Genomic DNA, 11013 nt, shown 5'->3' on the forward strand with positions numbered 1-11013 from the left:
GTTCGGCGGGGGCCGGTGGGCCGGGAAGGGGTGCGGGCCGGCCCCCGGCAGCCTGAGGCCCGGGGTGCCCCGTGGAGGCGACGACCGTCGCCGACGGAGCCGGGCCGACAGCCCGGCCCGCACGGGGGCGAGGCTGCGGGCTCGGCCCGGCACCTGCCTGCTGGGCGACCCGGCACGAGCAGGACCGCCGTTTCTGCACGGTGCCCCGCACCGACCACCGCAAGACCACCCCCGCGCACGCGGGGACACGACGGCCTACGGCCCGAAGACCACCAGGCTCCGTGGCCTTCGGTATCCCCCCGCCTGGACGTCGCCCTTGGCCTGCCCGTACGGACCATCCCCACGCCTGCGGGGATCACAGGAGCAGCTACTCCGTCTCGCCCACGAGGTACGGACCATCCCCGCCCGCGCGAGGACCACTGGGGGTGGTTCCGCTCCATGGCGGACCGCTCCGGACCAGCCCCACACGCCGGAGGCCACCTGATGTGCACGCACACCGGGCGCGTAGGCCGAGGACCATCTCCGCCCGCGCGGGGGACCACCACGAAGTGCCCGATGCCCTGCGGGTCGACGGCGGACCACCGCCACACGCGCGGGGGCCACTGACGGGACACCACAGCCCGGCGCTAGCGGGCGGACCGTCCCCGCCCGCGCGGGGACCACGACCGGTTCCAGAGGTGGGTCTTCCACGAGGTGGGACCATCCCCGCCCGCCCGGGGACCACATCTCCCGGCCTGCGCCCTCTCACGCCGAAGGCCGCGTTTTCCTTCACTTGCGGCGGATGCTCCCGCCGGAGCCCGGCGCGCCCCGCAGCGGCCGGCTCACCGGGTCGGGCCCCACCCGAGGGCAACCGGGCCCAGCCGGGGGGCAGCCGGACCCCAGCCGGCGGCAGCCAGGGGCAGCCCGCGCAGCGGGCGCCCCCGCCGACCCCGCCTAGCGCGAGCGCCCCCGCTTCAGCTCCACCATCCGCATCCCCTCCGCATGCCGCTGCTTCCACTCCCGCCGCAGCTCAGCGCGCAGGCGCGCGTCCGTGCGGGCCGCGATGCGCTGGTTCTCGCGGAGGAGCTTGCGGTAGTTGTCGAGGCGGCGGGCGCTCAGCGTGCCGTCCTCGATGGCGGCCGTCACCGCGCAGCCGGGTTCGCTGTCGTGGCCGCAGTCGTGGAAGCGGCAGTCCGCCGCCAGGGCCTCGATCTCGGAGAAGGTGCGGGAGACGCCGCCTTCCGCGTCCCAGAGGCCGACGCCGCGCAGCCCCGGGGTGTCGATGAGGACACCGCCGCCCGGCAGGGGCAGCAGGTTGCGGGTGGTCGTGGTGTGGCGGCCCTTGCCGTCGCGGTCGCGGATCGCCTGGACGTCCTGGACGTCGGTGCCCACCAGCGCGTTGGCGAGGGTGGACTTGCCGGCGCCGGACGGGCCGAGGAGGACGGACGTGCTCCCGGCGAGCACGGCGGTGAGGACGTCGACGCCGTCCCCCGTGGCCGCGCTGACGGCGAAGACCTGGGCGCCCGGCGCGGCGGTCTCGGTGTCGGCGAGGAGGTGGCCGAGCACGGCCGGGTCGGTGACGAGGTCCGCCTTGGTCAGGACCACGACGGGCTCGGCCCCGGACTCCCAGGCGAGCGCCAGGAAGCGTTCCACCCGGCCCAGGTCGAGGTCGGCGGAGAGCGGTACGGCGATGAGGGCCAGGTCGACGTTGGCGGCGAGCACCTGCCCCTCGGACCGCTGGGAGGACGTGGACCGCACGAACGCCGTGCGGCGCGGCAGCAGCGCCCGTACCTGACCCGTCGTCAGGTCGACGGCCGCCCAGTCGCCGGTGCACATGATGCGCAAGGGGTCGCCCGTGGTGACGAGCGAGACGTCGCCGTGCACCGTACGGACGCCGCCGTCGGCGGTCTCGTCGGCGACCACCAGGTCGCAACGGCCGCGGTCGACGCGGACGATCCGGCCGGGGACGAGGCCCTCGGCGGCGTACGGGGTGAAGGCGTCAGCGAATCCCTCGTCCCAGCCGTAGCGGGAGAGGGGGTGAGACGTGAACTGCTCGGACAACGCGGTGTTCCTTAGGAAGGAGGAAGGTGAGAGTGGTCGATCGCCGGGTACGGGCCGTCGTGGCCGCCGTGGTGACAGTCATCCCGGGCTCACCTCCTGATTCCGCGCGCCGCACGGTGCCGCTGGGCACTGTGCCGCCGTGACATCGGGAAGCCGCCCGCCCCGCACACCGTGGCGCCGCCCGGCCTCCGGCCGCGAAGCCCCTTACCGCTTCCGGTGCTTCGCGTGCTTCGGCTGGTGCTCGCCCTTCCCCGGCTTGCCCCCCTTCGCCGCGCCCTTGCCCTGTTTCTCGGACCGCTCCGACCGCTCCGCCCGTACGTGCTGCAGCCGGGTCCGCACGTCCTCGGGCGGCAGGAACTGCGCCCACCGCTCCGGGAACTCCGACGGCGGCTCCCGGTCCCGCAGCCCGTCCTCCGAGAAGTCCTCGGGATCGTCCTCGTACTCGTGGACCATCGCGAGCGCCGCCCGCTCGGCCGCCAGCGCCGCCGCGGCGGCGGCCTTCCGGCGGTCCGCCTCGGCGCGGGCCGCGGCGGTGGTCACCGACGGCCAGACCCGGTCCATGGCCGCGTTGACCGCCGCGCCCACGAGCACCGCGAAGGCGGAGACGCCGATCCACAGCAGGACGGCGACGGGCGCCGCCAGCGAGCCGTAGATCGTCAGGCCTTCCACCGTGTGGGTGAGGTAGATGCGCAACAGGAAGCTGCCGATCACCCACATGGTGAGGGCCACGAGCGCCCCCGGGATGTCCTCCCGCCACGGCGACCGCACGGGCACCGACACGTGGTACAGCGTCGTCAGGAAGGTGACCGACAGCACGAGGACCACGGGCCAGTAGAGGACCTGGACCACACCGGCGCTCCACGGCACGATGTTCTCCACCGCCTCAGGCCCCACCACCATCAGCGGCATCACCACCGCCCCGATCAGCAGGGCGACGATGTAGAGCAGGAAGGCCAGCAGCCGGGTGCGGACGATGCCGCGCCGGCCCTCCAGCCCGTACATGATCGTGATGGTGTCGACGAACACGTTGACCGCCCGCGAGCCCGACCACAGGGCGATGGCGAAACCGACCGAGACGATCTCGGGCCGGCGGGCACCGTTCTGTACGTCGTTGAGCAGGGGCACGGTGATCTGGTTGACGCCCCGGTCCGACAGGACGGCCGAGGACGCGTTGATGATGTTGTTCTGGAGACTCCTGATGGTGTGGGTGCCGGTCCAGTCGTCCAGGTAGCCCAGCAGGCTCATAAAGCCCAGGAGCAACGGTGGGAGCGACAGCAGCGTGAAGAACGCGGCTTCGGCGGCGAGGCCGGTGACGCGGTACTCCATGCAGGAATTGACCGTGTCCTTGAGGAGCAGCCACGCCATCCTGCGTTTCGACACATTTCGGTACAGGGCCCTGGCTCGGTGGAGCCGGCCCTTCCGCTGCCCCGGTGGTTCATTTGTTGCTTCCTGCACGCCCTAACCGTATCCGTCCGCGAGCGGTCCGTTCATCCGCCGGACGACCGCGCGGAGCACCCTCGACGACCGCGCGGAGCAGCCCGGACGGCCTGGTGAGGGGGTGCTCGGAGGAGTCGCGTGGGGCGTGGTTGGGTGAGGCCATGGACAACAGATCGACCGCCCCGCACACCAGGACGACTCCGGTGACCACCTGGTCGCTCCACATGACCGCACCGGACGACCTCGCCCCCGCCGGCGCCCCCGGGCCGGGCCCCGGCGTCCGGTTCGTCCGGTCGGAGGTGCCGTCGCCCGAGTTCAGCCGGTTCCTCTATACGGCCGTCGGCGGCGACTACGCCTGGACGGACCGGCTGGGCTGGTCGTACGCGCGCTGGCGGGAGTACCTGGACCGGCCCGGCGTGGAGACGTGGGTGGCGTACGACCGGGGGACGCCGGCCGGCTATGTGGAGCTGGCGCCCGGCGCCCCCGGCCCGGAGTTCGGAGGAGCCGGCACGGCTTCTCGCCCGGATCCCGGCCCCTCGTCGGCCGGACCCGCCGGTTCCGTGGAGATCGTCTACTTCGGGCTGCTCCCCGCCTTCCAGGGCCGGCGCATCGGCGGTCACCTCCTGACCCACGGTGTGCGGCGCGCCTGGGACCTGGCCGAGCGGTGGCCGGAGCTGCCGCCGACCGGGCGCGTATGGCTGCACACCTGCTCGAAGGACGGCGAGCACGCCATGGCCAACTACGAGCGGCGCGGCTTCACTCTCTTCGCGACGAAGACGGAGGACGAGCCGGACGTACCGGCCCCCGGCCCCTGGCCCGGCGCCCATCCGGACCGCACGGCTCACCCCATCTCGTCTCACTGAGCAAGACGACTCATCTCACTATACGGAGAACAGTAGACTGCCGCCGAACGCCCGTGCCACGCTTCCCTCATGTCACGAGCTGGAGTTGCCTTGGTGAGTCGGCGTCACGTCGACCTCGGCCGCGTGTCCAGCGCCATCTGTCCAGCGGGCTGACAGCCTCAGCACCACCGCTTCCCCACCGCCGTCCCCGAAGGCGCGGACCGGCGGGCCCCAGCCGATACCGTCCGCTCTCGGGCCGTCCGCTGCACCCTTCCCACCCTTGCCGCTCGCCGAATCCGCAGGTCAGCGCCGCCGTACCGCCTTAGCGCGGGGGTCGGCGCCGGCCGGCCGGGCCGGCGTGCCGCCGGGGTACGCGGCGCCGGTCCGGCGGGCGGACCTGCCGAAGGACAGAACGCCATGGCCGCCACCGCGCAACCCCCCGCAGCCGACGCGCCGGCGACACCCCGCCGCAAGACCGGCCGTCACCGCGGCGAAGGCCAGTGGGCCGTCGGCCACTTCACCCCGCTCAACGCCAACGAGCAGGTGAAGAAGGACGACGACGGTCTCAATGTACGGACACGTATTGAGACGATCTACGCCAAGGCGGGCTTCTCCGCCATCGACCCCGCCGATCTGCGCGGCCGGATGCGCTGGTGGGGCCTGTACACCCAGCGCAGGCCGGGCATCGACGGCGGGAAGACCGCCGTCCTGGCGCCGGAGGAGCTGGACGACGAGTACTTCATGCTGCGGGTGCGCGTCGACGGCGGCCGGCTGACCACCGCCCAGCTCCGGGTGATCGGCGAGGTGTCCCAGGAGTTCGCGCGCGGCACCGCCGACATCACCGACCGCCAGAACATCCAGTACCACTGGATCCGCATCGAGGACGTCCCCGAGATCTGGCGGCGGCTGGAGGCCGTGGGCCTGTCCACCACCGAGGCGTGCGGCGACACCCCACGCGTCGTCCTCGGTTCGCCGGTCGCCGGCATCGCCGAGGACGAGATCGTCGACGGCACCCCGGCCATCGAGGAGATCGGGCGTCGCTTCATCGGCAACAAGGACTTCTCCAACCTCCCGCGCAAGTTCAAGGCGGCGGTCTCCGGTTCGCCGCTGCTGGACGTCGTCCACGAGATCAACGACGTGGCGTTCGTCGGCGTCCGCCACCCCGAGCACGGGCCGGGCTTCGACCTGTGGGTGGGCGGCGGGCTGTCCACCAACCCGAAGATCGGCGTCCGGCTCGGCGCCTGGGTGCCGCTGGAGGACGTGCCGGACGTCTTCGGCGGCGTCATCGGCATCTTCCGCGACTACGGCTACCGGCGGCTGCGCAACCGGGCGCGGCTGAAGTTCCTCGTCGCCGACTGGGGGCCGGAACGGTTCCGCGAGGTGCTGGAGAAGGAGTACCTGGGCCGCGCGCTGTCCGACGGGCCCGCGCCCGAGCGGCCGGCCGAGCGCTGGCGCGACCACGTCGGCGTCCACCGCCAGCGCGACGGCCGGTACTACGTGGGCTTCGCGCCGCGCGTCGGCCGGGTGGACGGCAGCACCCTGACGAAGATCGCGGAGTTGGCCGAGGCGCACGGCTCGGGCCGGGTGCGGACCACCGCCGAACAGAAGATGATCGTCCTCGACGTGCCGGAGGACCGGGTCGCGTCGCTGACCGCCGGGCTGGAGGCGCTGGACCTCCGGGTCGCCCCCTCCCCGTTCCGGCGCGGCACCATGGCCTGCACCGGCATCGAGTTCTGCAAGCTGGCGATCGTCGAGACCAAGGCGCGCGGCGCGTCGCTCATCGACGAACTGGAGCGCCGCCTCCCGGACTTCGACGAGCCCCTCACGATCAACCTCAACGGCTGCCCCAACGCCTGCGCCCGTATCCAGGTGGCGGACATCGGTCTCAAGGGCCAGCTGGTGACGGACGCGGACGGACGCCAGGTCGAGGGCTACCAGGTGCACCTGGGCGGGGCGCTCGGCCTGGAAGCCGGATTCGGCCGCAAGGTGCGCGGCCTCAAGGTGACCTCGGACGGGCTCCCCGACTACGTCGAGCGGGTGCTCCGCCGCTACCTGGCCGGCCGCGCGGACGGCGAACGCTTCGCCGCCTGGGCGGCCCGGGCCGGCGAGGAGGAGCTGTCGTGAGCGAACGCGCCGTCCCCTTCCACTGCCCGTACTGCGGCGACGAGGACCTGCGCCCGAACGAGACGGGCCACGGCGCCTGGGAGTGCGCCGCCTGCAACCGGGCGTTCCAGCTGAAGTTCCTGGGGCTGCTGTCCCGGGGCATCTCCGGAGGACCGGATGACCGATCTTGAGCGCCTCGCCCTCCGCGCGGGCCGCGAACTGGAGGACGCCCCCGCGCCGGACATCCTGCGCTGGGCCGTCGACACCTTCGGCGACCGCTTCTGCGTCACCTCCTCCATGGAGGACGCGGTCGTCGCCCACCTCGCCTCCCGCGTCCGCCCCGGTGTGGACGTCGTCTTCCTCGACACCGGCTACCACTTCCCGGAGACGATCGGGACGCGCGACGCCGTGGCGGCGGTGATGGACGTCAACGTCGTCACCCTCACCCCGCCGCAGAGCGTCGCCGAGCAGGACGCCGCGTACGGCCCGGCGCTGCACGACCGCGACCCGGACCTGTGCTGCGCCCTGCGCAAGGTCCGGCCGCTGGAGGCGGGCCTGACGGCGTACGACGCGTGGGCGACCGGGCTGCGCCGCGACGAGTCCCCGACCCGGGCCGGGACGCCCGTCGTCGGCTGGGACGCCCGGCGCGGCAAGGTGAAGGTCTCGCCCATCGCCCGCTGGACGCGGGACGACGTGGACGCGTACGTCGCCGAGCACGGCGTGCTCACCAACCCGCTGCTCATGGACGGGTACGCGTCCGTGGGCTGCGCGCCCTGCACCCGCCGGGTGCGGGAGGGCGAGGACGCCCGGGCCGGCCGCTGGGCGGGCCGGGCCAAGACCGAGTGCGGGCTGCACGGATGAGCGGATCGCACGGACGGAACGTACCCAACCCCTGGGAGAACCGGATGACGGGTGCCACGGTGTGGCTCACCGGCCTGCCGAGCGCGGGCAAGACGACGATCGCCCGCGCGCTCGCGGACCGGCTGCGGGCCGAGGGACGCCCGGTGGAGGTGCTGGACGGGGACGAGATCCGCGAGTTCCTCTCCGCCGGCCTCGGCTTCTCCCGCGCGGACCGGGACCTCAACGTACGGCGGATCGGCTTCGTCGCCCAACTGCTGGCCGCCCACGGCGTGACGGTCCTGGTGCCCGTCATCGCCCCCTACGCCGACACCCGCGAGGCGGTGCGCAAGCGCCACCAGGCGCTGGGCACCGGCTACTTGGAGGTGCACGTGGCGACGCCTGTCGAGGTCTGCTCGGTACGGGACGTCAAGGGCCTGTACGCCCGCCAGGCGGCCGGCGAACTGACCGGCCTGACCGGGGTCGACGACCCGTACGAGGCACCGGACGACCCCGACCTGCGCATCGACGCCCACGAGCGGACGGTGGCGGAGTCGGCGGACGCGGTGCACGCGCTGCTGGTGGAGAGGGGAGTGCTGTGAGCGCGGTGACGGCTCGCGGTGACAGCCCGTACGCCCTGTCGCACCTCGACGCGCTGGAGTCGGAGGCCGTGCACGTCTTCCGGGAGGTGGCGGGCGAGTTCGAACGTCCGGTGCTGCTGTTCTCCGGCGGCAAGGACTCCGTCGTCATGCTGCACACGGCGCTGAAGGCGTTCGCGCCGGCACCGCTGCCGTTCGCACTGCTGCACGTGGACACCGGGCACAACTTCCCGGAGGTGCTGGCCTACCGCGACAGCGTCGTGGCCCGGCACGGGCTGCGGCTGCACATCGCGTCCGTCCAGCAGTTCATCGACGACGGGCGGCTGCGCGAGCGCCCCGACGGCACCCGCAACCCGCTGCAGACCGTGCCGCTGCTGGACGCCATCGAACGGCACCGCTTCGACGCGGTGTTCGGCGGCGGCCGGCGGGACGAGGAGAAGGCGCGGGCGAAGGAGCGGGTGTTCTCGCTGCGCGACGAGTTCGGCGGCTGGGACCCCCGCCGCCAGCGGCCGGAGCTGTGGGACCTCTACAACGGCCGGCACTCCCCCGGCGAGCACGTCCGCGTCTTCCCGCTGTCCAACTGGACCGAGCTGGACGTCTGGCAGTACATAGCCCGCGAGGGGATCGAACTCCCGTCGATCTACTACGCCCACGAGCGGGAGGTCTTCGCCCGGTCGGGGATGTGGCTGACGCCCGGCGAGTGGGGCGGCCCCCGGGACGGCGAGCGGGTGGAGAGACGCCTGGTGCGCTACCGCACGGTCGGCGACATGTCCTGCACCGGCGCCGTGGAGTCGGACGCCGCCACCGTCGAGCGCGTCATCGAGGAGATCGCCGCCTCCCGGCTCACCGAGCGGGGCGCGACGCGCGCCGACGACAAACTGTCGGAGGCCGCGATGGAAGACCGCAAGCGCGAGGGGTACTTCTGATCATGAGCATCTCCGGCACCACCGGCCTCGCCGGCATCGCCACGGAACCCGCCGCCGCCACCTCACTGCTGCGCTTCGCCACCGCCGGTTCGGTCGACGACGGCAAGTCCACGCTGGTCGGGAGGCTGCTGCACGACTCCAAGTCGGTCCTCGCCGACCAGCTGGAGGCGGTCGAGCACGCCTCCCGCGACCGCGGCCACGACGCGCCCGACCTGGCGCTGCTGACCGACGGGCTGCGGGCGGAGCGCGAGCAGGGCATCACCATCGACGTCGCGTACCGGTACTTCGCCACCGCGCGCCGCCGGTTCGTCCTCGCGGACACGCCCGGGCACGTGCAGTACACCCGGAACATGGTCACCGGCGCGTCCACCGCCGAGCTCGCGCTCGTCCTCGTCGACGCCCGGCACGGCGTCGTCGAGCAGACCCGCCGGCACGCCGCCGTGGCCGCGCTCCTGCGCGTCCCGCACCTGGTGCTTGCGGTCAACAAGATGGACCTGGTGGGCTGGTCGGAGGCGGTGTTCGCCCGAATCGCCGGGGAGTTCACGGCGTACGCGGGGTCGCTCGGCGTCCCCGACGTCACCGCGATCCCGGTCTCGGCGCTCGCGGGCGACAACGTGGTGACGCCCTCGGCCCATCTGGACTGGTACGGCGGTCCGACCGTCCTGGAGCACCTGGAGACCGTCCCGGTGATCGCCGACCCGACCGGCGACCCGGCCCGGTTCCCCGTCCAGTACGTGATCCGCCCGCGGACCGCCGACCACCCCGACTACCGCGGCTACGCCGGGCGGATCGCCTCCGGCGTGCTGCGCGTCGGGCAGCGGGTGACCGTCCTGCCGTCCGGCCGGACGAGCACGATCAGCGCGATCGACGCGCTCGGCACACCGGTGGACGTCGCCTGGGCACCGCAGTCGGTGACCGTGCGGCTCACGGACGACCTCGACATCGCGCGCGGCGACCTCATCGCCCCGGCGGACGGCGCGCCGACGCCCGTCCGGGACGTCGAGGCGACCGTCTGCCATGTCGCCGACCGGCCGCTGCGGGAGGGCGACCGGGTGCTGCTGAAGCACACCACGCGCACGGTGAAGGCCGTCGTCAAGGCGCTGCCGTCCCGCCTCGACCCGGCCGACCTGGCCCTGCGGCCGTCCCCCGGCGCGCTGGACGCCAACGACATCGGCCGCGTGGTCCTGCGCACGGCCGAGCCGCTCGCACTGGACGACTACGCGGCGTCCCGGAGCACCGGCGCCTTCCTGCTCATCGACCCGGCCGACGGCACGACCCTGACCGCCGGCATGGCGGGCCCGGCCTTCGCGGCGGCGACGCCGGGACGACCGGGGGCGACGCCCGGGGCGACCCAGACCCCGGACGACGACGGCTGGGACTTCTGATGACGACGGACGGCGGGGGGCCGGCCACGGACACCTTCGCGGGCATCGTCACGGGCAGCCTCGCGGGTACGTCGGCGGGCATCTTCGCGGCGAGCCTCGGAGACGGTTTCGGGGAGGTCCCCACGGACGCCTTCGCGACCTTCCGACGCCGGGGCGGCCGCGTCGGCGGCGGAACGCTCGGCAGCGGCCGAGGCGGCGTCGCACGATGTGCGGCCGCGCGCTCCGCGCCGCACACCGGGTGACGCCGGACGGCGGGGCGGAGGCCGGTTCGGCGAAGCCCGAGCCGACGGAAGCGGAGCCGGCGGAGGCCGGGTCGGCCGAGGTCGGGTCGGCCGAGGTCGGGTCGGCCGAGGTCGGGTCGGCCGAGGTCGGGTCGGCGGAAGCCGGGTCGGCCGAGGCCAGTTCGGCGGAAGCAGGTCCGGCGGAAGTCGCTCCGGCGGTGGCCGGGTGACGGGCGTGGCGGGGGCTCGTCCGTCAGCCGGAGCCGACCTCGGCCGGGGTTCCTCCGGCGCCGGGGGGGGCGTCCGTCCCGCCGGTCGCGCGGTACGGGAAAGCCCCGGCCTCGGGAGGCCACTGCCGGGCCGACGGCGCGTACGGCCGGTACGGCCCGGCCCGTACGACGTACGGCTCCGGCCGGTCGTCGTACGGGCCGGGCCGCCGCGTCCGCCGCACGGCGTTCGCACGGCCGCCGTCCGGCGCACCCGGAGCACCCGGAGCGCGCGGGCCACGCGGCCCGCGCGGGCGGTACGAACCGCCTCCACCCCCCGCCGCCGCACGCCGCACCACCGCGCAACGCCCGTGCAACGTCCACGCAACGCCCGTGCCGCACCCTCCTCTTCAGCCC

Annotated in this window: 11 protein-coding genes; 9 read left to right on the forward strand and 2 right to left on the reverse strand. The window is 73.9% G+C overall.

The genetic code is table 11. The features are described from left to right. Positions 1–933 precede the first annotated feature (933 nt). Positions 934–2040 (reverse strand): ribosome small subunit-dependent GTPase A, encoded by a 1107-nt coding sequence (gene rsgA / locus ACSNOK_RS24365; RefSeq protein ID WP_436782898.1) that lies wholly within the window; start codon positions 2038–2040, stop codon positions 934–936. A 204-nt stretch (positions 2041–2244) separates the two neighbouring features. Next, on the reverse strand, positions 2245–3495 hold the full coding sequence (locus tag ACSNOK_RS24370) for a YihY/virulence factor BrkB family protein (RefSeq protein ID WP_436782899.1): 1251 nt from the start codon (positions 3493–3495) through the stop codon (positions 2245–2247). A gap of 143 nt (positions 3496–3638) precedes the next feature. Here ACSNOK_RS24370 and ACSNOK_RS24375 point away from each other — a divergent pair, with 143 nt between their 5' ends. The 9 genes from ACSNOK_RS24375 (at position 3639) to ACSNOK_RS24415 (ending at position 10411) form a co-directional block, all read left to right on the forward strand. Then, positions 3639–4340 carry a GNAT family N-acetyltransferase gene (locus tag ACSNOK_RS24375; protein ID WP_436782900.1) on the forward strand — a complete coding sequence of 234 codons (702 nt, stop codon included), beginning with the start codon at positions 3639–3641 and terminating at the stop codon, positions 4338–4340. Positions 4341–4409: 69 nt separating this feature from the next. Further along, the gene (locus tag ACSNOK_RS24380) at positions 4410–4493 is read left to right on the forward strand and encodes a putative leader peptide (RefSeq protein WP_351506350.1); all 84 of its coding nucleotides are present in this window, start codon (positions 4410–4412) and stop codon (positions 4491–4493) included. 243 nt (positions 4494–4736) lie between these two features. Continuing rightward, entirely contained in the window at positions 4737–6443 is a 1707-nt protein-coding gene (locus ACSNOK_RS24385) for a nitrite/sulfite reductase (protein WP_436782901.1), read from the forward strand. Beyond that, entirely contained in the window at positions 6440–6613 is a 174-nt protein-coding gene (locus ACSNOK_RS24390; RefSeq protein WP_436782902.1) for a hypothetical protein, read from the forward strand. Before ACSNOK_RS24385 ends, ACSNOK_RS24390 begins: the two co-directional genes overlap by 4 nt. Beyond that, positions 6600–7283, forward strand: a complete 684-nt coding sequence (locus ACSNOK_RS24395; RefSeq protein ID WP_436782903.1) for a phosphoadenylyl-sulfate reductase — start codon at positions 6600–6602, stop codon at positions 7281–7283. Before ACSNOK_RS24390 ends, ACSNOK_RS24395 begins: the two co-directional genes overlap by 14 nt. Positions 7284–7327: 44 nt before the next feature. Next, positions 7328–7861 carry an adenylyl-sulfate kinase gene (gene cysC, locus ACSNOK_RS24400; protein WP_436782904.1) on the forward strand — a complete coding sequence of 178 codons (534 nt, stop codon included), beginning with the start codon at positions 7328–7330 and terminating at the stop codon, positions 7859–7861. Between the two features lie 5 nt (positions 7862–7866). Then, the gene (gene cysD / locus ACSNOK_RS24405) at positions 7867–8784 is read left to right on the forward strand and encodes a sulfate adenylyltransferase subunit CysD (RefSeq protein WP_436782907.1); all 918 of its coding nucleotides are present in this window, start codon (positions 7867–7869) and stop codon (positions 8782–8784) included. 2 nt (positions 8785–8786) lie between these two features. Continuing rightward, a complete protein-coding gene (locus ACSNOK_RS24410; protein ID WP_436782905.1) occupies positions 8787–10169 on the forward strand; it encodes a sulfate adenylyltransferase subunit 1 in 1383 nt (460 codons plus the stop codon). Next, positions 10169–10411, forward strand: a complete 243-nt coding sequence (locus ACSNOK_RS24415; RefSeq protein WP_436782906.1) for a hypothetical protein — start codon at positions 10169–10171, stop codon at positions 10409–10411. The genes ACSNOK_RS24410 and ACSNOK_RS24415 overlap by 1 nt, the downstream gene beginning before the upstream one ends. Positions 10412–11013 lie beyond the last annotated feature (602 nt).

The sequence above is a fragment of the Streptomyces sp. URMC 126 genome (genome assembly GCF_051386555.1).
In the GTDB taxonomy this organism is placed as follows: Bacteria; Actinomycetota; Actinomycetes; order Streptomycetales; family Streptomycetaceae; genus Streptomyces.